The 23,626-nt window shown below is 55.9% G+C and carries 21 protein-coding genes; 17 read left to right on the top strand and 4 right to left on the bottom strand.

Annotation, left to right across the window (positions count from 1 at the left end; genetic code table 11):
- Positions 1-17: 17 nt before the first annotated feature.
- The gene (locus tag QPL94_RS20540) at positions 18-1,547 is read right to left on the bottom strand and encodes a WS/DGAT/MGAT family O-acyltransferase (RefSeq protein ID WP_285359754.1); all 1,530 of its coding nucleotides are present in this window, start codon (positions 1,545-1,547) and stop codon (positions 18-20) included.
- 121 nt (positions 1,548-1,668) lie between these two features.
- Entirely contained in the window at positions 1,669-2,580 is a 912-nt protein-coding gene (locus tag QPL94_RS20535; protein ID WP_285359753.1) for a LysR substrate-binding domain-containing protein, read from the bottom strand.
- Between the two features lie 277 nt (positions 2,581-2,857).
- Here QPL94_RS20535 and QPL94_RS20530 point away from each other — a divergent pair, with 277 nt between their 5' ends.
- Complete coding sequence (locus QPL94_RS20530; RefSeq protein WP_285359752.1) at positions 2,858-3,844, top strand: glutathione S-transferase family protein; 987 nt, start codon at positions 2,858-2,860, stop codon at positions 3,842-3,844.
- Positions 3,845-3,981: 137 nt separating this feature from the next.
- Here the strand turns inward: QPL94_RS20530 and ispB are convergent, their stop codons facing one another.
- Positions 3,982-4,950, bottom strand: coding sequence for an octaprenyl diphosphate synthase (ispB, locus tag QPL94_RS20525; protein WP_285359751.1), 969 nt, complete (start codon positions 4,948-4,950; stop codon positions 3,982-3,984).
- A gap of 230 nt (positions 4,951-5,180) precedes the next feature.
- Between ispB and rplU the strand changes: the two genes are divergently transcribed.
- The 4 genes from rplU to proB all read left to right on the top strand — a co-directional run bounded on the left by rplU (position 5,181) and on the right by proB (position 8,409).
- Positions 5,181-5,492 carry a 50S ribosomal protein L21 gene (gene rplU / locus QPL94_RS20520; protein ID WP_137437962.1) on the top strand — a complete coding sequence of 104 codons (312 nt, stop codon included), beginning with the start codon at positions 5,181-5,183 and terminating at the stop codon, positions 5,490-5,492.
- Between the two features lie 36 nt (positions 5,493-5,528).
- A complete protein-coding gene (rpmA, locus tag QPL94_RS20515) occupies positions 5,529-5,789 on the top strand; it encodes a 50S ribosomal protein L27 (protein WP_137437961.1) in 261 nt (86 codons plus the stop codon).
- A 137-nt stretch (positions 5,790-5,926) separates the two neighbouring features.
- The gene (gene cgtA, locus QPL94_RS20510) at positions 5,927-7,123 is read left to right on the top strand and encodes an Obg family GTPase CgtA (RefSeq protein ID WP_285359749.1); all 1,197 of its coding nucleotides are present in this window, start codon (positions 5,927-5,929) and stop codon (positions 7,121-7,123) included.
- 161 nt (positions 7,124-7,284) lie between these two features.
- Positions 7,285-8,409, top strand: coding sequence for a glutamate 5-kinase (gene proB / locus QPL94_RS20505; protein ID WP_285359748.1), 1,125 nt, complete (start codon positions 7,285-7,287; stop codon positions 8,407-8,409).
- A gap of 210 nt (positions 8,410-8,619) precedes the next feature.
- Here proB and rpsT read toward each other — a convergent pair whose 3' ends face one another.
- Complete coding sequence (gene rpsT / locus QPL94_RS20500) at positions 8,620-8,889, bottom strand: 30S ribosomal protein S20 (RefSeq protein WP_275707282.1); 270 nt, start codon at positions 8,887-8,889, stop codon at positions 8,620-8,622.
- A gap of 284 nt (positions 8,890-9,173) precedes the next feature.
- Between rpsT and murJ the strand changes: the two genes are divergently transcribed.
- The 12 genes from murJ (at position 9,174) to QPL94_RS20445 (ending at position 23,619) form a co-directional block, all read left to right on the top strand.
- Positions 9,174-10,754, top strand: a complete 1,581-nt coding sequence (gene murJ / locus QPL94_RS20495; RefSeq protein ID WP_285359747.1) for a murein biosynthesis integral membrane protein MurJ — start codon at positions 9,174-9,176, stop codon at positions 10,752-10,754.
- 65 nt (positions 10,755-10,819) lie between these two features.
- Positions 10,820-11,791 carry a bifunctional riboflavin kinase/FAD synthetase gene (gene ribF, locus QPL94_RS20490; RefSeq protein ID WP_285359746.1) on the top strand — a complete coding sequence of 324 codons (972 nt, stop codon included), beginning with the start codon at positions 10,820-10,822 and terminating at the stop codon, positions 11,789-11,791.
- A gap of 35 nt (positions 11,792-11,826) precedes the next feature.
- Positions 11,827-14,646 (top strand): isoleucine--tRNA ligase, encoded by a 2,820-nt coding sequence (ileS, locus tag QPL94_RS20485; protein ID WP_285359745.1) that lies wholly within the window; start codon positions 11,827-11,829, stop codon positions 14,644-14,646.
- 25 nt (positions 14,647-14,671) lie between these two features.
- Positions 14,672-15,178: a signal peptidase II gene (gene lspA / locus QPL94_RS20480; RefSeq protein WP_285359744.1), complete on the top strand. Its 507-nt coding sequence runs from the start codon at positions 14,672-14,674 to the stop codon at positions 15,176-15,178.
- Positions 15,179-15,203: 25 nt separating this feature from the next.
- On the top strand, positions 15,204-15,656 hold the full coding sequence (gene fkpB / locus QPL94_RS20475) for an FKBP-type peptidyl-prolyl cis-trans isomerase (RefSeq protein WP_285359743.1): 453 nt from the start codon (positions 15,204-15,206) through the stop codon (positions 15,654-15,656).
- Positions 15,657-15,827: 171 nt separating this feature from the next.
- Positions 15,828-16,781 carry a 4-hydroxy-3-methylbut-2-enyl diphosphate reductase gene (gene ispH, locus QPL94_RS20470; protein ID WP_285359742.1) on the top strand — a complete coding sequence of 318 codons (954 nt, stop codon included), beginning with the start codon at positions 15,828-15,830 and terminating at the stop codon, positions 16,779-16,781.
- A 200-nt stretch (positions 16,782-16,981) separates the two neighbouring features.
- Entirely contained in the window at positions 16,982-17,476 is a 495-nt protein-coding gene (locus QPL94_RS21455; RefSeq protein WP_350310657.1) for a GspH/FimT family pseudopilin, read from the top strand.
- Entirely contained in the window at positions 17,467-17,913 is a 447-nt protein-coding gene (pilV, locus tag QPL94_RS20465) for a type IV pilus modification protein PilV (protein ID WP_285359741.1), read from the top strand. Before QPL94_RS21455 ends, pilV begins: the two co-directional genes overlap by 10 nt.
- Positions 17,913-19,028 (top strand): PilW family protein, encoded by a 1,116-nt coding sequence (locus QPL94_RS20460; RefSeq protein WP_285359740.1) that lies wholly within the window; start codon positions 17,913-17,915, stop codon positions 19,026-19,028. Before pilV ends, QPL94_RS20460 begins: the two co-directional genes overlap by 1 nt.
- Positions 19,025-19,591 carry a pilus assembly PilX family protein gene (locus QPL94_RS20455; protein ID WP_285359739.1) on the top strand — a complete coding sequence of 189 codons (567 nt, stop codon included), beginning with the start codon at positions 19,025-19,027 and terminating at the stop codon, positions 19,589-19,591. The genes QPL94_RS20460 and QPL94_RS20455 overlap by 4 nt, the downstream gene beginning before the upstream one ends.
- Before the next feature lie 21 nt (positions 19,592-19,612).
- A complete protein-coding gene (locus tag QPL94_RS20450; protein ID WP_285359738.1) occupies positions 19,613-23,113 on the top strand; it encodes a pilus assembly protein in 3,501 nt (1,166 codons plus the stop codon).
- Complete coding sequence (locus tag QPL94_RS20445) at positions 23,110-23,619, top strand: type IV pilin protein (RefSeq protein ID WP_285359737.1); 510 nt, start codon at positions 23,110-23,112, stop codon at positions 23,617-23,619. Before QPL94_RS20450 ends, QPL94_RS20445 begins: the two co-directional genes overlap by 4 nt.
- The last annotated feature ends 7 nt before the right edge of the window (positions 23,620-23,626 follow it).

Below are 23,626 nucleotides of genomic sequence, written 5' to 3'. Positions count from 1 at the left end.
GCTTCTCCCGCCGGCCGTTATCGTCGAAAGCTTTTGAACACCTTTCTCAAAGCGCCTTCCATCAAGGTGAGCGCCTCGTCGGTCAAGGTTTTATGATTGTCCTGGTGGTAGTCTGGCTCTTCGATTTCTGGGCCGAGGGTTGCTGCTGCAGATTCTATTGCGAGCAGGCTCTCCTCGAGCAAGCCTGTCAGTGAATCGCCGTCAGCTACCACATCCGGGCAAAGGGTGAAATTCACCGTGAGGCTGCCCTGGTAACTGACCGCCACGATAACCAGCCCAAGACTGTCAAACAGCGGTGCCGAGTTGAACTGCCGGATCAGTCGGGCGCCCTGAAGATAAAGTGGAACCTGCGGCCCCGGCACGTTGGTGATCGGCAGATTGAATACCGGCTGGTATCTCTGGGCAATCTGAAGCTCTGAATAAAGCCGCGCCGAGAGTGCCAGCATGGTGGAAGGCAGCAGTTCCGTCAGGCGGTCTGCCGCAATAGCTTCCCGGTAGGGTTCGGATTCCACCGCATTCCAGTGGATTCGGTGAATTCGCTTCGCGGGATCCGGCTCGTTAGTGGCCAGGTTCAGGAGCATGGCAGACATCTGGTTTCCGGTTGCCTTGCGCAGGCTGCTGGAACGAACCGAGATGGGTGTCATGGCGACCAGGGAGCGATCCGTTTCCACATCATGGTTAGCCAGATACCGGCGCAGGGTCTCCGCACAAAGGCCGAGAACCACATCGTTCAATGTGACATTTCCCAGCGTGGCCTTGATGGCCTTGAGTCGCGACAGGTCCAGACTGGTGGAAACAATCTGGCGGTTCGCTGTGATCTGGCGGTTAAACGGGCTGTGGGGGGCGGAAAACAACGGAAAGGGTAATGGCAGTTTCCGCATCTGTTTCTGGATCAGCCCGCGGGCTGTCGCCTCGGCCGCATTGACAGCCAGAGAGGTCACCTGCAAGGGCTTGCGCAGCAGGTTGGCGCCGGCCTGGAGCACAACCCGCTCTTCCGATGGTTCCGGCCGTGGGTTCCATGGCCGGGGTGCTTCTATGGAGCGGGCTTTCGGAGTGTACTCCAGCAACTTGCCAATGATTTCCTCGCCGCTGAATGCATCAATGGCGGCATGGTGCAGTTTGACAATCAGCGCGAAACTCCTGCTGTCGGGGTCGTTTTCATCGAGCTGGAAGCCGTCGACGAAGGTGATGTGCCAGAGTGGGCGATCTCTTTTCAGCGGTTCTTCAAGAATTCGGGAAGCGAGCCCCATCAGGCTTCCCAGTTGGCCATGATCACCAAGGTTTACATAGGCAAGGTGCCGTTCAATGCTGAAATCCGGATCATCAATCCAGTAGGGGCGCCCAAGCCTCAGGGGAATTTCCTTGAGGCGCTGACGGAACAGGGGCACCACATGGAGACGGCTGCGCAGGTAAGCGACGAAGGTGCTGAAGGCCAGTGGTTTGTCGCGTTCACGGGCATCAAAAAGGTAGATACCGCCAATATGCATGGGGGCGGTTTCTGATTCCAGGTAGAGGAATGAGGCATCCAGCTCCGACAACTGCCGCATGGTTTGAGCTCCGTTCACAGGTTCTTGCGTCGGGGCAGTATAAACGAATGAGCCGCTTTTCCGTTGGCTCTTTTGCCTGAAAAAGGTCAGTTCCGGGGCCAGAGGGGAGGTGAGCCCGGGTTCAGGCGTCCAGCCAGGCGGAAATGGCTTTTGACTGGCCCAGCTGTTCCCAGAACCACATCAGTGCCTTGCCTTGATCCTCAGAGTGCCTGGCAAGGTGGAGCATAATGGGTTGCCGGGGCTCCTGGACATCCAGCGCAAGCAGAGTGCCTTTAGCCAGTTGGTCGCGTACGCGAGCCTCTGGCAGCCAGCCGACAGCCAACCCGGCCTGTTGGATAGCGATTTTCTGATCGATGTTGGCGACCGTGAGGGTTCTCTGGCGCCGGAATATGCCGGCATGGCCCGGCGGCAGTGAGCGCGAGGTGTCGGCAGCCACGGCGGCGGGGAAGGGGGCAATATCTTCTTCGGTCAGCGGTTGCGTTGCTGCCGCCAGGGGGTGATTCGGCGCTATGGCATAGACAAACCGCATTTCGCCGAGCGGAGTGGTGGTGAATGAACCGGCGGGTTTGCTGATCTGGTCGGCGCCGACAATCAGGTCCACCCGTCGACTTTGCAGGGCATCCCAGGAGCCGGCAAAGACTTCTTCCACCAGTTGCACTTCCACCGGCACGCCGAGCTCGTAGAACTCTCCTACTGCTGGAAACAGGCACTCGGCCGGCAACAGGGAATTAAATCCGATTCGCAGGCGGGTTTCCCAGCCCTGGGCTACCTGGCGTGTGGTGTGAGCCAGGTTTTCGGCGGCTTCCAGCAGAGTTCGGCCTTCTTGCAGCAAGTAGCGGCCCGCGGGTGTGAGGGCGGCGCGATGTCCGGTGCGGTCGAAGATGGCAACGTTGAGGTCTTCTTCGAGTTTCTGGACGGTGTAGCTGATGGCGGACGGTACGCGGAAGAGTTCATTGGCGGCGCCAGCGAAGCTGCCTTTGCGGTCGATGGCATCAAGGACTTTGAGGGCATCTATGGTGATGGCTGTGTGCATGTTCGAATTATCTGATTGTGTTGGCCAGAATTGATTGTTTGAGAGCGTAGCAGGGTGGCCGGTATTCTTCCTGTTAAAGATTGCAGACTTATTCAGATATTTGAAGGCTCGGAGTCAGATCACGCCAGAGATGGGTAGTAAAAACACGCCGTAAACCCATCCCTGGGGGCTCGGCATTGCCATCCATGGCAATGCACGGTTTTTACTACCCATCCCTGGCGCGATCATCGTACGGCGCAGTTGCCTTCTTAATGAAATGAATTCAGGAGGAAAAGCTATGGGACTTCTTGTCGACGGTAAATGGCACGATCAGTGGTACGACACCTCGAAAACCGGCGGTAAGTTTGAACGCGAGGCTGCCCGGTTTCGGAACTGGGTGACAGCCGATGGTTCCCCGGGGCCGGACGGGGAGGGTGGCTTTCCGGCGGAGTCGGGGCGGTATCATCTTTATGTGTCAATGGCCTGTCCCTGGGCGCATCGGACATTGATTTTTCAGGCCCTGAAGGGGCTGAAGGGGCATATTTCGGTGTCGGTGGTGCATCCGGATATGGTGGAGAACGGTTGGGAGTTTCGGTCGGATGACGCTGCGCATCGGGATGACGTTAATGGCATGCGGTATATGTACGAGGTCTATCTCAAGGCAGCGCCGGATTATTCCGGACGTGTGACCGTGCCGACCCTGTGGGACAAAGAGAAGCAGACGATTGTCAGCAATGAGTCTGCAGATATTATCCGGATGTTCAACTCGGCGTTTAATGGGCTTGAAGGTGTTCGGAGTGATCTTGATTTTTATCCGGAAGAGTTACATGGCGAGATTGCCGAGGTGAATGAGCGGGTTTATCACACGGTTAACAACGGTGTGTACAAGGCGGGGTTCGCGACAGCCCAGGATAAGTATGAAGAGGCCTATGAGGCCTTGTTTGATTCCCTGGACTGGCTGGAGGAGCGACTTTCAGGGCAGCGTTACCTGGCGGGCAACCGGCTGACCGAGGCGGACTGGCGGTTGTTTACCACGCTGATTCGTTTCGACGCGGTGTATTACAGCCATTTCAAGTGCAATCGTCAGAGGATTGCCGATTTCCCGGCGCTTTCCGGGTATGTGCGGGATCTTTATCAGGTGCCGGGCGTGGCAGAGACGGTGGATATCGGGCAGATCAAGCGCCATTACTATGTGAGTCAGCGGACCATCAATCCGACACAGATTGTGCCGGTGGGGCCGGCGCTGGATTTTGATGCGCCCCATGGTAGGAAGGACTTGTGTTGAGTTTGGTGGCTGGGTTGGGGTTTGTCGGATTACGGCCCGTTGGGCCTAATCCGACCTACGCGGGAGCTATCAGAGTTCCGTGCAAACCGTAGGTCGGATTAGGCGAAGCCGTAATCCGACAATCAAGAAGCACCCACCTAACTAACCCGCGCAACCGAAATCTCGGTCAGCAATACCAGAGCTTCCTTATGGCCAGACTCGGGGAGGGTGTTGAGGCACTCAGCCGCCAGGGCGGCCTGTTCCCTGGCTTTTGCCATGGTGTACTCCAGGGCCCCGGAGTGGTTGACGATTTCGAGAATCCGGGGCAGGTCATCCAGCCCCCCCTTACGGATCGCCTGGCGAATCAGCTGCTTCTCGTCATCAGTGCCTTCGGCCATGGCGTAAATCAGTGGCAGGGTGGTTTTGCCTTCGGCCAGGTCGTCGCCCACGTTCTTACCCATGGTGTCAGCGTCGCCGCGGTAATCCAGGACATCATCCACAAGCTGGAAGGCCAGACCCAGGTGCTTGCCGTAGGCACTCAGTGCCAGCTCCTGGTCTTCGTTAGCTCCGGCCAGCAGTGCGCCAGTATGGGAGGCTGCTTCGAACAGCATGGCGGTTTTGTTGTGGATGACCTCCATGTATTTGTCTTCACTGACATCCGGGTTCTTCACGTTCATCAGTTGCAGTACTTCGCCCTCGGCAATAACGGCCGTGGCGTGGGAAAGTACGTCCATGATGCGGAGGTTCTGAAGCTCCACCATCATCTCGAAGGCGCGGGCGTAGAGGAAATCACCTACCAGTACGCTTGGGGCATTGCCCCAGCGGGCGTTGGCGGTGCTGCGGCCCCGGCGCATGTCTGAAGTGTCCACCACATCGTCGTGGAGGAGGGTGGCGGTATGCAGGAACTCGATCACCGCAGCCAGTTTCAGGTGGTCATCCTTGCCATAGCCCAGAGCGCGGCTTGAGAGTAAAACCAGTAACGGTCTCAGGCGCTTACCGCCGCTTTCAATAATGTATTGGGCGATTTTTTCCACCAGGGGAACGTCTGAGGAGAGCCGCTTGATGATCAGATCATTGACGCGGCTGAAGTCGTCCGCGACGGTGTCGTAAATGCGCTGGGCTGTCATGCGGCTGGTCCGGTCCCTTGTCTGGTGTTTTCGTTGGAAAAATAGGTGGGTCGGGCAATGCTAGGTATTGCGGTGATCAGTGTCAACTTGGCTTGTAAAGCGCTGGCGGTTTTCGTACAATCACGCGCCCAACTCATCCCAACCTGCGCTCCCTGCTATAGGGTTGCCGAAGCGCTTCCCTTAGAACCAGGTGGATAAGAGCAGGGATGGGTCAATCGCGGAGAACGTTAATGTACGCAGTTATTGTTAGCGGTGGTAAACAGCACCGAGTAAAAGAAGGCGAAACTCTGAAGCTGGAAAAGCTGGAAGTGGAAACCGGCGGCAACGTCGATTTTGACCGCGTTCTGCTGATCGCCGATGGTGACAAGGTTCAGGTTGGTGCGCCGGTTGTTGATGGTGCCAAAGTGACAGCAGAAGTGGTTAGCCACGGTCGTCATGACAAGATCCAGATCATCAAGTTCCGTCGTCGGAAGCATTCCATGAAACGTCAGGGCCACCGTCAGTGGTTTACTGAAGTCAAGATCACGGGTATCCAGGGCTAAGACCCTCGAGTAACCCCTTAGATAAGGAGGCTGGTAATGGCTCATAAAAAGGCAGCAGGTAGTACCCGTAACGGTCGCGATTCCGAGTCGAAACGACTTGGTGTGAAGCGCTTCGGCGGCGAGACTGTATCTGCAGGCAGCATCATTGTTCGTCAGCGCGGCACCCGTTTCCACCCGGGCAATAACGTTGGCCTCGGCAAGGACCACACCCTGTTTGCAACCGCAAACGGTCAGGTCAAGTTCGAAGTGAAAGGTCCTGAGAACCGCAAGTTCGTGAGCATCGTTCCGGCTGCGTAAGCAGCGGCGATCTCGGGTTCTGTTGAACCTTGGGCGGCCCTGATATGATTTGATATCAGAGTCCCCTGGAGCCCCGCATAGCTTCCATGAGGCTGCGGGGCTTTTTAGTTTATGCGCAGTGCGCAAAGGGTTGATTGATGAAGTTCGTAGACGAAGCCACCATCATTGTTGAGGCGGGCAAGGGCGGCCACGGTTGCCTGAGTTTCCGCCGTGAAAAATACGTGCCCAAAGGTGGCCCCGATGGTGGTGACGGCGGCGACGGTGGGTCTGTGTACCTGGAAGCCGACAGCGCGCTCAATACGCTGATCGATTACCGGTTCCAGCGGAAACACAAGGCTGAGAACGGCCAGCCGGGCTCCGGCCGTAACTGTACTGGCATCAAAGGCGAAGACCTGGTGTTGCCGGTACCGGTAGGAACGACTGTTGTGGATATGGACACCCACGAAGTTTTGGGCGATCTGACCCGCGCCGGTGAGCGACTGAAAGTGGCTCAGGCAGGCTTCCACGGTCTGGGCAATACCCGCTTCAAGTCCTCGGTGAACCGGGCTCCGCGCCAGACCACCAAAGGCTCCGAAGGCGAACTTCGCAACCTGCGACTGGAGCTGAAAGTACTGGCGGATGTCGGTTTGCTGGGCATGCCCAACGCGGGCAAGTCCACCTTTATCCGTTCGGTGTCGGCGGCCCGGCCAAAAGTGGCGGACTACCCGTTCACCACCCTGGTGCCGAATCTGGGGGTTGTCAGCGTACAGGCCCACCAGAGCTTTGTGATTGCCGACATTCCGGGCCTGATTGAAGGTGCAGCAGAGGGCGCAGGCCTTGGTATTCGCTTCCTGAAGCACCTGGTTCGGACACGATTGTTGCTGCATCTGGTTGACGTGGCACCTTATGACGGTTCTTCGCCGGTAGAAAGCGTCCGCGCCATCGAGCACGAACTGGAAAAGTTCAGTGAAACCCTGGCTAACCGAGAGCGTTGGCTGGTACTGAACAAAGTGGATATGGTCTCGGAAGAAGACCGGGAGGCCCATTGCCAGGCCATTGTCGACGAGCTTGGCTGGAAAGGCCCGGTGTTCAGCATCTCTGCCCTTAGCGGCGAAGGCACCAAGCCGCTTACCCAGGCAGTGATGCGCTGGATCGAAGATCAGGCCCGGGAAGAGGCAGAAAATCCCGAATTCGCCGAGAGAGAAGCTGCCCGCCGTCGCCAGATGGACGAAGAGGCGCGCGCGAGGATCGAAGCGGAGCGCCAGATCCGCCGCGAAGCCCGTCAGGGTGACGATGATGACGACGACTTCGATGACGACGATTACGATGTCGAGGTAGTTTACGCTCCAGAATAGGACTTTTTGCCTGATCTAACGCCAAAGTATCGCCGGGCAGGCAGGTGCCATGTCGGTGGATCGTCAAAAACAGGGATGTTTTTGTCGAGCGTACATGGACGTATTCACAGCGTATCCACCGACATGGTACCTGCCTGCCCGCCCCCGTGGACTGGAATACAATGAGCAAACGCATCCAGCTGCGCCAGGCTCGCCGCCTGGTCGTAAAAATAGGAAGTGCACTTCTCACCAATGATGGCAGGGGCCTGGACGTAGCCGCCCTTGGATTATGGGTGGACCAGATTGCAGAATTGGTCAGTGATGGGGTTGAAGTGGTTATTGTGTCTTCAGGATCTGTGGCTGAGGGCATGAGCCGCCTGGGCTGGACAGTCCGGCCGGAACAGCTGCACGAGCTGCAGGCCGCAGCCGCCGTTGGCCAGATGGGGCTGGTGCAGACCTGGGAAGCCCAGTTCAAGCGGCACGACCTCCACACTGCACAAATTCTGCTAACTCACGACGACCTGTCCGATCGCAAGCGCTACCTCAACGCCCGAAGCACCTTAAGGGCGTTACTTGATTTTGGTGTGGTGCCCATCGTCAACGAAAACGACACCGTGGTCACCGACGAAATCCGCTTCGGCGACAACGACACCCTGGGGGCTTTGGTCGCCAACCTGATCGAAGCTGATGGTCTGATCATACTCACCGACCAGCTCGGCCTGTTCGACAAGGATCCCCGTAAAAACCCGGACGCCAGAATGGTCGACGAGCGCCGCGCCAGCGACTCCGAACTTGACGCCATGGCTGCTGGCGGAGCGGGCACCCTCGGCCGCGGAGGCATGCAAACCAAAGTCCGCGCCGCCCGCCTGGCCGCCCGCTCCGGCGCCTTCACTGTCATCGTCGGCGGCCGGATCGAAAAAGCCATCGCCCGACTGCGCGACGGCGAAAGCATCGGTACCCTCCTGCTCCCCGAGCAGGGCCGCATCGCCGCCCGCAAACAGTGGCTCGCCAGCCACCTCCAGACCCGCGGCAAACTCACCCTCGACCAGGGCGCCGTCAACGTCCTCTGCCGGGGCGGCCGCAGCCTGCTGCCGGTGGGCGTAAAAAGCGTCTCCGGCCAGTTCCGCCGCGGCGAAATGGTCTCCTGTGTCGACGAAACCGGCAAAGAAATCGCCCGCGGCCTCGTCAACTACGACGCCGACGAAGCCAGAGCCATCGCCGGCCGCTCAAGCGATCGGATAACAGAAGTTTTGGGCTACATCTCCGACGAAGAAATGGTCCACAGAGACAACATGGTGATTGTCTAGAAGTTCTCCCCAACTCTGGAGGCAGGGCTGATCACCTACTCCGAAAACCGTGCATTGCCATGGATGGCAATGCCGAGCCCCCATGGATGGGTTTACGGCGTGTTTGGGGAGAGGGTTGCCGGTCTTTACTGTGCACCCAAGCAAACAGTCAGGCACAAAAAAACCGGCCAATCAGGCCGGTTTCTTCATTCAAAGTTCCGAAAGAGCGATTTACGCGCTCTTCAGAGCCTTGATGCGGGCGCTCAGACGGCTCTTCTGGCGAGCAATCTTGTTCTTGGCGAACACGCCCTTGTTAACCATGCTGTCCATAATCGGCTGAGCCTGCTGGAAAGCTGCTTGCGCTTCCTCAGGCTTGTTAGCTTCAATGTTGGCCTGGACTTTCTTGATATAAGTACGCGCCATGGAACGCAGGCTGGCATTGTGCTTGCGGTTCTTCTCGTTCTGACGTGCGCGCTTCTTGGCTTGCGGGGAATTTGCCACCGTATAACTCCTGAGATCTGTGAAATCCGAAATTCGTGTGAAACGATTCGTAAAAATCGCGGGCGCGCCAAAACCAGCGCGTCGAAATAAATGACGCGGAACTATGCCGCCAACGTCCCAAAATGTCAAGACTCAACGGGATTTCATCCCGGTATCCACAAGGCCTGTGGTAAACTCGCCGCTCGTTACCGGAGAGCCCCTGGCAGCCTTAAGTAAATACCGAAACCAGGGTTATTACGCGTCGGAAAACTCCAGATTCTATCAAACCATTGTCCAGGCCACGAATGTCGTCCGAACCTGAGCAGAAAGAAGAGCAGAAGGCATTGCCCAAGCCGCCGGGACTGCTGAGGTCATCCGGCGTCGTTGGCATAATGACCATGTTGTCACGGGTCCTCGGCCTGGTGCGGGACATGGTGATTGCCCGCTATTTCGGTGCCGGCGCAAGTGCAGATGCTTTTTTTGTTGCCTTCAAAATCCCTAATTTTCTGCGCCGCCTGTTCGCCGAAGGTGCCTTTTCCCAGGCCTTTGTGCCGGTGCTTTCCTCCTATCGGCAGCAGGAATCGGTCACCGAAGTCCGGCGTCTGGTCAATGCTGTCGCCGGCTCCCTCGGGCTGGTGCTGCTGGGCGTGACCGTTGTCGCCATGCTGGGAGCGCCGCTACTGACGGCCGTTTTCGCGCCGGGCTTCCTGGATGACGACCTCAAGTTCGGCCTGGCCAGCGACATGCTGCGCATCACCTTCCCGTATCTGTTGCTGATATCGCTGACAGCCTTTGCCGGCGGCATCCTTAACAGCTACGACCGTTTTGCCATACCCGCGTTTACGCCGGTATTGCTGAACCTGGCGATGATCGGGGCTGCCATCTTCCTGTCGCCGCTGATGGAAACCCCCATCATTGCCCTGGCCTGGGGCGTATTCATTGCCGGGGCGTTGCAGTTGTTCTTCCAGATTCCCTTCCTGATGCAGCTGGGGCTGATGCCGCGGCCCAAGGTGGACTACAAGCACGAAGGTGTCAGCCGGATCCTGAAGCTGATGGTGCCAGCGCTGTTCGGTGTGTCCGTGAGCCAGATCAACCTGCTGCTGGATACCGTGCTGGCTTCGTTTCTGCAGACCGGCAGTGTTTCCTGGCTCTATTATTCTGACCGGTTGTCTGAATTGCCCCTGGGGGTTTTCGGCATAGCCATCGCCACGGTGATCCTTCCAAGCCTGTCCCGTAAGCACGCAGCCGCGTCTGCCGACCAGTTTGCGGCCACGCTGGACTGGGCGGTACGGGCTGTACTTCTGATTGGTCTGCCGGCCGCACTGGCCCTGGCCCTGCTGGCGGAACCATTGATCGCAACCCTGTTCCATTATGGGGAAGTCACCGATCGGGATGTCGCCATGGCAGCCCAAAGCCTGCGCGCCTATTCCGCAGGCCTGCTTGCCTTCATGCTGATCAAGGTGCTGGCGCCCGGGTATTTTGCCCGCGAAGACACCAAGACCCCGGTCAAGATCGGCATTATTGCGATGGTGGCCAATATGGTATTCAACCTGGCGCTGATCTTCCCGTTGGCACACGCAGGACTGGCGCTGGCCACGTCTCTGTCAGCTTGGCTGAACACTGGCCTGTTGTGGCGGGGTCTGATAAAGGAAGGTGCATGGAAGTGGCAGCCCGGCTGGCCCCGATTCCTGATTCAGATCGGACTTGCAAACGGGGCGCTGGCCGTGGCGATCCTGTGGCTGCAACCACCGGTTGACCGCTGGCTGGGGGTAGGTGGCCTTCAGCGCGCCACGGATATGGGTATTCTCGTAGTCTCCGGCGTTGCCGTGTATTTTATCGTGTTGGCACTGGCCGGGGTTCGGGTAAGACATTTCCGCCACAGGTAGGTTATAATCGCGCGTTTTCTCACCAGTGAAACCATACACCGCTGGCAAACAAGGGTTCGTTTTACATGCGTCTGATCCGGGGCCTGACCAACCTGAAACACTTTGCGCAGCAGGCCGATGGGCCGCTGGCCAACGGGTGTGTCGCCACCATCGGGAATTTTGACGGTGTTCACCTGGGACATCAGACCATTATCGACCAGGTGCATGAGAAGGCCCTGGAGCTGGGCGTACCCTCCATTGTGATGGTATTCGAGCCCCAGCCACGAGAGTTTTTCCAGGGCCGGGAAGCACCACCACGACTGATGGCATTCCGGCAGAAATTCGAATCACTGCTGGCATCCGGCATTGATATTGTGCTCTGCCTGCGTTTCAACGAGCGGTTCCGGAGTTACTCCGGCATGGGGTTTATTGAAGACGTACTGATTGATGGCCTCGGAGTCCGCCATCTGGTGGTGGGAGATGATTTCCGTTTCGGCTGCGACCGTGCCGGTGACTTTGCGTTGCTACGGGAAGTGGGCGACCAGCGGGGGTTCACGGTTGAGAACACCCGCACAGTCACTGTCAACGGTGAGCGGGTCAGCAGCACCCGGATCCGCAATGTGTTGGCCGAGAACCGGATCGAGGAAGCTGAAGCTCTGCTTGGCCACCCGTACCGCATCCGCGGGAGAGTGGTATACGGACGTCAGCTCGGACGCCAGATTGGCGCGCCGACAGCCAACTTGCTGCTGCCCCACATGCCTGCCCTGGAAGGTGTCTATGTGGTAAGCGCGACCCTGAAGGGGGGAAGGGTACTGGACGGCGTTGCCAACATCGGGCTACGCCCCACCGTGGATGGCAAACAGCCCTCGCTGGAAGTGCACCTGTTTGACTTTGCTGGCACACTTTACGGCCAGCGACTTGATGTGGTTTTCCGCCATGCACTGCGGGACGAAGTGAAATTCGACTCGGTGGATGCCCTGAAGCAGCAGATTGCCCGTGATTTAGACCACGCCCGGGCATGGATTGCAGATTATGGCTCCTCAGCCACCGGACACTGACCGACATTTAACAACCTGAGCTACGCACTTTTACCATGAGCGACTACAAGCACACTCTGAATCTGCCTGAAACCGCCTTCCCCATGCGCGGTAACCTCGCCAAGCGTGAGCCGGACATGCTCAAACGCTGGCAGGACCTGGATGTTTACGGCACCCTGCGTAAACAGCGCGAAGGCCGGGAAAAGTTCATCCTTCACGATGGGCCTCCCTACGCCAACGGCAGCATTCATATCGGTCATGCGGTCAACAAGATCCTCAAGGACATGATCGTCAAGTCCCGTAGCTTTATGGGCTACGACGCGCCTTATGTGCCGGGCTGGGACTGCCATGGACTGCCTATCGAGCACAAGGTGGAGCAGGAAATCGGCAAGGCCGGAGTAAAGGTGGACTACAAGACCTTCCGCCAGGCCTGTCGCGACTATGCTACCAAGCAGATTGCGGGTCAGAAAGAAGACTTTATCCGCCTGGGTGTGATGGGTGAGTGGGAAAAGCCCTACCTGACCATGGACCCGAAAGTAGAGGCGGGCATTGTGCGTGCCCTGGGTAAAATTGTCGCCAAGGGGCATCTGGTTCGCGGTTTCAAGCCGGTTTACTGGAGTGTGGTGGGTCAGTCTGCGCTGGCCGAAGCCGAGGTGGAATATCAGGACAAGACCTCGGTACAGATCGATGTTCGCTTCACCGTGGTGGATCAGGCACGGGTTCTCGACCTGTTCGGAACGGACAAGGGTGAGGGCGATGTGTCGGTTGTTATCTGGACAACTACCCCCTGGACCATCCCTGCTAACCAGGCGGTTTCCATTCACGCCGAGCTCGATTATGCACTGGTGCAGGTTGATACCGGCCAGGGCCAGGAGCGAATGATCGTCGCCGCAGAAATGGTCGATGGCATCATGGCGCGCTGGGGTGTGGAGAACTTTGAAGTGCTGGCCACGGTCCCTGGCGCTACTCTTGAAAAGCTGGCCCTGCAGCATCCGGTGTATGACAAGCAGGTACCGCTGATCCTGGGCGACCATGTATCTATCGACGCGGGTACTGGTGTCGTTCACACGGCCCCGGATCACGGCGTGGAAGACTTTGAAGTGGGTAAGGCGTACGGCATTGGCACCATCAGCCTGGTCAAGGCCGATGGCACCTACACCCAGGCCGCCGGAGAGTTTGCCGGAGTGCACGTCTATAAGGCCGACGACCCGGTGTGCTCCGCCCTGGAGCGTGAAGGCAAGCTGGTGCGGGCCGAGAAGTTCAGCCACAGCTACCCCCACTGCTGGCGCACCAAGACTCCGCTGATCTATCGCGCCACGCCCCAGTGGTTCATCAGCATGGAAAAGGAAAACCTTCGGAACGACGCCCTGGAAGCCATCAAGGGTGTGCGCTGGGTACCTGCCTGGGGGCAGAACCGTATCGAGGCCATGTTCAAGCAGTCCCCGGACTGGTGCATTTCGCGCCAGCGTACCTGGGGCGTGCCGATCACCCTGTTTATCCAGAAGGAAACACAGGAGCTGCATCCGGACACCCAGAACCTGATCGAAGCGGTAGCGAAGGAAATCGAGAAGGGCGGCATCGACGCCTGGTACGACATCGACACTGCAGATTTCCTGGGCAGCGACGCGGACCAGTATGAAAAGGTCATGGACACCCTCGATGTGTGGTTTGATTCGGGTGTCACACACGAGTCCGTACTGCGTCCCCGCAAAGAGCTGGGTCAGTTTCCGGCGGACCTTTACCTTGAAGGCTCTGACCAGCACCGGGGCTGGTTCCAGTCGTCACTGAAAACCTCCATCGCGATGAACGGCGTGGCACCTTACAAGCAGGTGCTGACCCACGGCTTTACCGTTGATGGCAAGGGCCGCAAGATGTCCAAGTCCCTGGGTAACGTGATTGCGCCCCAGGAAGTGATGAATGAGCTGGGCGCCGATATCCTGCGCCTGTGGGTGTCTGCCACCGACTACAGCGGTGAGATGACGGTGTCCAAGGACATCCTCAAGCAGACAGCGGACGGCTATCGCCGCATCCGTAACACAGCCCGCTTCCTGCTCAGCAACCTTACCGGTTTCGATCCGGAGCAGCACGCTGTCGCACCGGAAGACATGATAGCCCTGGACCGCTGGATGGTGGACAAGGCCCTGCGGCTACAGGAAGAACTGCAGGAGGACTACGAGAACTACGCCTTCCTGCGTATTTACCAGAAGGTGTATAACTTCTGCGAGGCCACCCTGGGCGGTTTCTATCTGGACATCATCAAGGACCGCCAGTACACCACCCAGGCCGATAGCCGCGAGCGCCGCTCCTGCCAGACGGCCCTGTATCATGTGGCGGAAGCCCTGGTGCGTTGGATAGCACCTATCCTGAGTTTCACTGCTGATGAAATCTGGCAGCACCTGCCTGGCAAGCGTGGCGATACCGTGTTCTATGAAACCTGGTATGTAGGCCTGACAGCGCTGCCCGATAACGTAGAGCTTGGCCGCGATTACTGGAGCCGGATCTACAGCGTCAAAGAAGCTGTGAACAAATGCCTCGAAGAGTCCCGTGGGCGTGGTGAAATCAAGGGTTCCCTGAGCGCGGAAGTGACGCTTTACTGCGAAGGCGATCTGGCACAGGACCTGAACTATCTGGGTGAGGAGCTTCGCTTTGTGCTCATCACCTCTGAGGCTTCGGTGAAGCCGGTGTCCGAGGCTGGTGATGCCGAACAGACTTCCCATGAAGGGCTGTTGGTGAAAGTTGCCCCTGCCAGCCATGCCAAGTGCGAACGTTGCTGGCACCATCGAGCGGATGTTGGCCAGAGCGAGCAGTACAGCGATCTTTGTGGTCGTTGCGTCACGAACGTGGAAGGGCAGGGCGAGTCCCGGTCCTTTGCCTGATGGAAGCCAGACTGTGGAAAGCGTAATGAGCGACACGGAAATAACCGGGTCCAAGCTGCGCTGGCTCTGGTTGGCCGTGTTGGTCATCGTGCTGGACCTTGGCACCAAGGCCATGGCAACCGCGATGCTGACCTATGGCAACCCGGTGCCGGTTATGCCGATGTTCAACCTGACGCTGTTGCACAATACCGGCGCGGCGTTCAGCTTCCTGGCCGGCGCCGCTGGCTGGCAACGCTGGTTCTTTGTCACCCTGGCACTGGTGGTCAGCGTGGTACTGGTGGTCTGGCTCAAGTCGCTGCGCCGCCATGAAACCTGGTCTGCCATTGCCATCGTGTTAATCCTTGGCGGTGCCCTGGGCAACGTGTATGACCGGGTTGTTCATGGTTATGTGGTGGATTTCCTGCATTTTTACTGGAACGACTACCATTTCCCCGCCTTTAATATTGCCGACACCGCCATCACCATTGGTGCCGGCATGATGATTCTCGACATATTCCGAAAGCCCCGGGAGTCCGATGGCGATCCGGAGTGAAGGAAGACAGGAGCGATAGCTGCCAATGAAAGAACTTCCCATAGACCAGGGCACCCGAGTCACTCTTCATTTTGCGCTGAAATTCAGTGATGGTGAAATCATCGACTCTACCTTCGAGAAAGAGCCGGCGACCCTGGAAATCGGTGACGACAACCTGCCGGAGAATTTCGAGGCCTATCTGATGGGCATGATGGCGGGAGAGCGGAATAGCTACGAAGTGCCGCCAGAGAAGGCCTTTGGGCAGCATAACCCCAACAACGTGCAGACCTTCAAGCGCAGCGAGTTCAGTGCCGATATGGTGCTGGAGAAAGGCGTTATGATTTCGTTCGCGGATGCGCGCCAGAGCGAGCTTCCGGGTGTGGTAAGTCGCGTGGAGGGAGATCAGGTTGAGGTGGACTTTAATCACCCTCTGGCGGGGCGTACACTGACGTTTGAAGTGGAAATAATTGATGTGGAGCCTGTTGGGGCCGCTCACTGACATCGCAGCCTCTTATTAAGGTGCATGTCAGTCGGTGGGCAGGCCACTTCGGGATACGCGGTGAATACGTCCATGTACGCTCGACAAAAACATCCATGTTTTTGACGATCCCGAAGTGGCCTGCCCACCGACTTCCGCAGACTTTTTTGATATCGCAGGGCCATTATTCCTATGCAAATCCGACTCGCTAATCCTCGTGGTTTCTGTGCCGGTGTAGACCGTGCCATTGAGATCGTGAACCGTGCCCTCGATGTTTTCGGTGCGCCTATCTATGTGCGCCATGAGGTTGTGCATAACAAGTTTGTGGTGGATAACCTGCGCAATCGTGGCGCTATTTTTGTGGATGAGCTGGAAGAGGTGCCGGACGACAAGCTGGTGATATTCAGTGCTCACGGCGTGTCCCAGGCGGTGCAGAAGGAAGCAGCACGCCGAGGCCTGAAGGTATTCGATGCCACCTGCCCGCTGGTCACCAAGGTGCACCTTGAGGTGATGAAGTACAGCCGTGACGGGCGTGAATGCATTTTGATCGGACACCATGGACACCCCGAGGTGGAAGGCACCATGGGGCAGTACGATCACAGCAATGGCGGCGAGATTTACCTCGTGGAAGACGAGAAAGACGTTGCCGGACTGGTAGTAAAGGATCCATCGAAGCTGTCGTATGTCACCCAGACCACACTCTCCATGGATGACACTGCCCGGGTTATTGATGCCCTCAGAGAGAAATTCCCTGAAATCCAGGGTCCTCGCAAGGACGACATCTGCTACGCCACCCAGAACCGCCAGGACGCGGTGAAACAGCTCGCCGGCGACTGCGACCTGATGCTGGTAGTAGGCTCCCCGAACAGTTCCAACTCCAACCGTCTGCGGGAACTGGCCGAGCGCATGGGTACCCCTGCGTATCTTATCGACGAAGCCTCGCAGATTGACCCGCAATGGCTGGCGGGTAAAACCTCTGTCGGTGTGACCGCTGGTGCCTCAGCGCCGGAAGTGCTGGTGAATGATGTGATTGCCAGGCTGAGGGACCTCGGCGGTGATATGCCGGAGGAAGTGTCTGGCCGTGAGGAGAATATTGTGTTCTCCATGCCCCGGGAGTTGCGGATTGATGTCGTGGAAGTATCCTGAGTTTCTGGAAATTTGGTTGATGCGTTTGAATGTTGGTAATTGTGACGTCTGATCAAATGCCTTTACGTGAGTTGTGACCGAATTCACGAAATCCCCATTTCGCCTCCGCTTATCTCCCTGGACCTACCACTTGTCGGTTCCTACTAGAGTCGATCCTTCCGATGCTTTAGCTTGCATACAGAGTAAATTGGAAGGTCCTTATGGTTACAAGAAAAAAAACTTCGGGTTTTACCCTTATTGAGCTCATGATCACCGTTGCCCTCGTAGGTGTGATTGCCGCTTTTGCTGTCCCATCGTTTGCTAACCTTATCGCCAATAGTCGCCTGGCTAGTGCGTCGAACGACGTCGTTGGCGTATTGAATTACGCGCGGAGCCAAGCTGTAAAGGAAGGGCGCAGGGTCATCGTGAGTGCGACGGATGGCGCGAACTGGGCTAACGGTATAAGTGTATGGATAGATCGTAATGGCAATGGCTCGATGCAGGACGCGGAAGAGCTGCGCAGAACGTCTGCAGCGGGCGGAGCGGTCACCATAAGTTCGTCATCCAATTTCATGTTTACGGGGGGAGGGCTCTTACCCAATGGCTCAGGGGCCGTGACGATGCAGATTTGTGATGATCGTAACGGTGAGTCCGGTAGCTCGATTACGGTAACCCTTGGCGGACGTATTCGCTCGGAGGACCTCACATGCGGTTAACCAGCTCAGCTTGCCAGCGATTTCATCGTGAAAGAGGTTTTACGATGATTGAGGTTCTGGTTGCAATGATCATCCTGGCCATCGGCTTGCTAGGTGTGGCTGGGATCCAGGCATTATCGTTAAAGCAGACCAGCAACTCAGCTGTTCGCTCCTTGGTGACAATGCATGCCTACGACTTATCGGAACGTATGCGTTCGGAGTTTGATGACGTAACCGCCTTTGAGAAAACGCTGTCTTCAACCTGTAGCGGATGCGATACCAAGTTGAGTGCCTGGCAGTCTCGCTTGCTTGAAGATGTGCCGACGGCCTCCAGCGCAGTGGATGTTACGAACAATGCCAACCTCACCTTTGCGGAAATAACTGTGAATTGGACAGAAAGGGGTTTAGGTAATGATGCGCTGGCACAAAGTTATACCTTGTATGTGAGGCTTAGATAATGACAACGGTTACCAAACAAAAAGGCTTGTCTATAGTCGAGTTGATGGTGGCTCTGACTCTGGGTCTGATACTGACTGCTGGGCTGGTACAGATTTTTAGCGGCAATCAGCGCTCATTTATTGTCGGTGATGCAAGCAACCGCGTCCAGGAGACCGGACGCATGACCACAGAGTTTATCAGCCGCGCGGTGCGTAATGCTGATTATTGGGGATGCATCCCCAGAGAGAATGTTGCCAACAAGCTCGACAATACTCATCCCGCCTATCAGGCCTCTACAGATTTATTCAGCTTTTCCGATGGTTTTATGGCTTATCAGAGTGACGGCTCAACACTGGGTCTGTCTGGTACAGACGCTCTGATATTGCGAGGTGTCGGAGGCTCTGGAGACGTCCAGATAACTGAGGTGATGCCCAATTCTTCGGCAAACCTTAAGGTCAACACAGTTAGTGGCATCTCCGAATCAGATATTCTTCTAATCAGCGATTGCATTGCGGGGGACATCTTTCAGGTAACCGGTACTCAGACTGGTGCGAATGAGGGTATAAATCACAATACAGGCAGCTCAGTCGTGCCGGGTAACGGCAAGCCACGGGATGGCGTCGATGTGACTGTCGACAACAACTGCCCTGGCAACGCGTCAAATTGCCTGTCGAAGCAATACGACGAATCCGCTCAGATTTACAACCCTTACTACTACCAGTTTTTTCTAAGTGCAGATGCCAATGGCCGTCGCGCCTTGTTCCGTAAGAACGGGGCAGCAGCAGCCCAGGAAATCATGGACGGTATCTGGGATCTTCAGATGCGAGTTGGCATAGACTCTGGTTTGTCCAATGGTGAGATAACCCAATGGATTGAAATCGATGGGCCTACCGCTTTATCCGCGGCAGCCGCAGGTGATGTGGTTGCTGTACAGTTGTCGCTGCTTGCCCGCTCGCCGGAAAACAACATCGTCGATGCACCACCGAAACTGTGTTATCCCTCATGGACGGACTGCTCAGGAGGCCCGAACTATGACGTCTCAACGGAAGTCGCAGCGGACTCAAGACATCTTTATCGCGTGTTTACAACCACAGCAACCATCCGCAACCGGATTTTGAGGGTTGAGCAACAATGATGGGACAACAATTTCACTTGGCAATATTTCAGAAAGGGGCCGCGTTGCTCACCAGTTTGCTTATTCTATTGGTTTTAAGCCTTCTGGCGATCTCAAGCATGCAGAATAGCAGTATGCAGGAAAGGATGGTCTCAGCCCAAAGGGAAGGTTTTATGGCGATGGAGGGCGCCGAGTTGGCGCTCAGGGAGGCTGAGCTGGCCATTGAGGCGTTGGCCAGTCCTTCTGGATTTAACACCATAGATGGATTTTATGAAAAGGGAACAGCGCCAAGGGGCGGGAGTGTTTTCAATGCCAGTGTCTGGGCTGGTGGCAATTCGGTCTCAGTGACGGTCCCTACGGTCAACGGATCAGCCTTGTTTCCAGAGTCACCCCGATATTTTGTTGAATATGTTGGGGAGGCCCAACTCGAGGTGGGTAACGAGTCAGCTGATGTGAACATGACCAACTATAACCATGAAACCGGTGCGTCGGTCGCTAAGGCATTTCGAATCGTAGCCCGCGGGACTGGGGCGACGGCAGAAGGTCAGCGAATTTTAGAAGAATATTACCGGCGCGAGTTTTAGGTGCTGGCAGGAGGCGTTTAGATGAAAGCATTATATGGTCGAGTATGTCATGGTCTGGCTAGCTTGTGCATTTGCTTGCCGGCCGCGAGCTATGGGGATGTGCCTTTTGCTGACACTCCGTTGTTTTTGTCGGGATCAGTCAAACCGAACGTCGTCTATGCTGTCGATGACTCCGGTAGTATGGATTATGAGATAGTTAGTAACAATTATTCTGGCTCCGCTAATTATTTGTTCGATAGCGGTTCCAATAGCACCAATGATGGGGGGTGGCTAACGAACACTGGTGGATCCGGCCAGGTTCCGTTTACCAGGCGATATCATTATCTGAGATCTTCTGATTACAACGCAGCCTATTACAATCCTGATTCGGTATACCAGCCTTGGCCGGATTCTACCACTCTTAGCTTTACCAATGTGGACGCCACCAATGCATCCTTTGAGCCCACTTCATCTACCAGCAAGAAATTGAATCTAACGGAGAACACAACGGATACCAACGGTAACAGTTTCTACCCTGCCACTTACTTTACAAAAGTAGAGGACGGTACACTCTCGTTTAGCTACAACGGCACTACGTACAATTGTGGTGCTGGTAATGCTTATGATATCTGGCGTAGCGATGCAAGTGATTTTGTTTTTAACAATGGCGTCACGGGGTTTGGGCCAGACGATTCATGTCTCAAAGAGGTCAAAATTTCTGCAGGCACGGATGAGATGCAGAACTTCGCCAATTGGTTCAGCTATTATCGTCGCTTGCACCACGCAACGAGGGGGGCAATAGCTGAGTCGCTTGAAGGATTATCCGGTATCCGGGTTGGTACTTTCTGGATCCACAATCGGCGTGACATCCCAATGGAAGATCTTGATACCGAGAAAAAGGACTTTCTCGAAGACACCTACAAACGTTTCGGCTCAGGCTACAATGGTGGTGGTACACCTTTGAGACGCACGCTTGATCATGCTGGGGATCAGTTTAATACTAACTCGGATCTGATTCAGGCCGAGTGCCAGAAAAACTTCACTTTGCTGTTTACCGATGGTTTCAATAGCTCCGGTATCTCTGGGGTTGGCAATGCGGATGGAGATAAGGGTTCTCCTTACCAGGATAAGGTCTCAAACACTCTCGCCGACGTTGCTATGAAGTATTACGATACTCAGCTTCGTAGTGGTGATTATTCTGCAGGCAAGGTTCGACTCCCGGAAGGTTGTTACAAGCAGGAAAATGACCCTGGGTACAGTAACCTGGTGCAAAAGCGAGTTGAGACAACTGATCCTTCCTATGATGCTTCTGTAGACTGCAACAGTAATCTTCACATGAATACCTATACGGTCGGGTTTGGCGCGATAGGTGAGGAGTTTGTTGGAAAAGGCTATTCCAGCGTCCAGGACGTTTACGACACGCCGCCTGATTGGAGCCAGCTGGAAGATGTTAATGATTGGGATGAAGATCAGGTTGACGACCTTCTTCATGCTGCAGTCAATGGTCGTGGAGAGTTTTACAATGCGACGAGCGTGGAACAGTTGCGATCGGCCATCTCTGCAGCCATTCGTGACATTGTCCGTTCAACTGGAAGTGCGACGAACGTAACATTTAATACTGCTACTCTCGAGCAAGGCAGTGAAGTCTATACGGCATCCTTTAACAGTGGCGACTGGAGTGGGTCCGTTGCGGCGAGATCACTGAATCCGGTTACGGGTGGAATTGGCAGCACTGTATGGGATGCCGCTGATGAACTGGAGAATCAGACACCTGCAAATCGGTTTATTGTGACCAACAATAATGGTGGTGTTCTCTTTGAATGGAACCAGTTATCAGGATCGCAGCAGGATGATCTTGACGGGCCTGGTGATGATAGCCTCGGGCCCGATCGGCTAGCCTATATCCGAGGCGATAGGTCCAAAGAAAACGGTGCCTTTCGTAAGCGCTCTACGCCATTGGGTGACGTCGTGAACTCTTCGCCGGTCTATGTCGGGGCACCTGCCAGCGGTTGGCCGGATCGTGATCCGTTTGGCGCCTCTGCTACTGGACGCTATTCAACGTTTAAGCAGGATAATGTGGGTCGTACCCCCATTGTCTATGCAGGCGCAAACGATGGAATGCTTCATGGCTTCAATGCAGAAACAGGGGAGGAGCTGGTCTCCTACATTCCGAGCTTTGTGTATTCAGCTGCTGGCGACGAGGGACTGAGTTATCTCAGCGATCCGAACTATGACCATCGCTTTTACGTTGATTTGTCTCCGGCGGTTTCGGATATCTATATCGGTGATGCGACTGGAAGCAACGCGGGTTGGCGCACGGTTCTGATTGGTGGTTTGCGCTCTGGTGGTCGCGGTCTCTTTGCACTAAACGTCACCGACCCGTCAGATTTTGATGGCACATCAACCGCGGCTCAAGATCTCGTAATGTGGGAGTTTTCCCATCCAGACCTTGGCTACATCACAGAGCCGCCGCTAATATCGCTGGTAAAATGGGGCAACAACGATTACCGCTGGAGTGCGTTGGTACCCAATGGATATAACAGTGATAACGGGAAAACCGGCCTGTTCATCCTTGACATTCAGGGTGGCCAGAACGGATGGACAGAAGGTTCGGATTACGAGTTCGTAGAGCTCGAGGCGACTGGTACCGGACTTTCTCCGTTACGGGCGGTCGATTATGTGGACGAGTCTGGTGCAGTTGTCCGCGACGGTGTAGTTGACCGAGTGTATGCGGGTGATCTGGATGGCAATATGTGGGCTGTGGACCTCTCTGGAGGTTCGGCTTCCTGGGCAAGCGTTTATTCTTCCGGAAATGGTGCAAGCGCTGCAGCGGCTCCGCTTTTCGTAGCTGAAGATTCTTCGGGTAATGGTCAGCCTATCACTTCAGCTCCAGTCATGGGGCGTAACATCTACAACACCAATGGGAGTCAACCAAACCTGTTTGTCTTCTTTGGTACGGGCCGTTACCTGACTATCACTGACCCGACGAGTACTGCTGTCCAAAGTTTTTATGGAGTATGGGACGAAGGGGAAACTGTCACTAGGTCCCAGCTCGCAGGTCGAGCCATTACCGAATCGACATCCTCCGGTCGCGAAGTCCGGACCGTAGGTGGGGCTTCGATTGACTGGACAGACACTTCTGCAAACGCACGAAAGGGTTGGGTCGTAGACTTCACCACGGAGGCTGGTGAAAGGGTGATTGAGAGTCCGCTAGTGAGGGGTGAATACATCCTTTTCAATACTGTGACACCAAGCCAGAGTCCTTGCCAGAGCGGTGGCACAAGCTGGACCATGGCGCTGAGGTTTGACGGAACAACGCCTGAGAGAGCCGTATTTGATGTCAACAATGACGGAAAGGTCGATTCGAACGATGACATAGTTGGTGGGGTTCGATACGGAGATGCAATGATTCTCAATTCAAACATTCTGGGCGATAACCTTTATCGTCAGGCTTCCGACGGTGAGGTGGATCAGACCAAGGTGGACCTCGGTGGTGGTAAGACGCTTGGCCGTTCAGGCTGGCGGGAGATCTACGAAGAATGAACAGCATAGGTCCAGTTATGATGACTCAGAGGAAACACCGAATTGCGCGACAGGCAGGTTTTACGCTAATCGAGCTGATGATCGTGGTTGCGATCATCGGCATTATTGCGGCCATTGCCTATCCTAGTTATTTGGAGCAGGTTCAAAGTACCCGTCGTACCGATGCCCAGGGCGCATTGGTTTCCTTCGCCAACGCCATGGAGCGGTTCTACACCCAGAACAACTCATACATCGGCGCCGATGGTGGCACATCTGATATCACTGACACGCTGACGGTGCCAGATGCCTCAGTCTTTGCCAGCGTCTCGCCAACCGATGGCAATGCTGTCTACAATCTCCGCATATACAACTTGACGGCTAACAGTTATGAATTGAGGGCCGTGCCCATTGCTGGAAGCCCTCAGGCTGGCGATGGGTTTCTTCAGCTGAGATCAAATGGCGTGCGTGGTTGGGATGCTGATAATTCAGGTGGGCTCGCTGGAACAGAGCAAACCTGGTCCAAATAGCCAAGTA

It is taken from the genome of Marinobacter sp. SS13-12, assembly GCF_030227115.1.
Classification (GTDB): Bacteria; Pseudomonadota; Gammaproteobacteria; order Pseudomonadales; family Oleiphilaceae; genus Marinobacter.
Note: the sequence above shows the minus strand (reverse complement) of the source record. Positions and strands in the feature narration are given on the sequence as shown.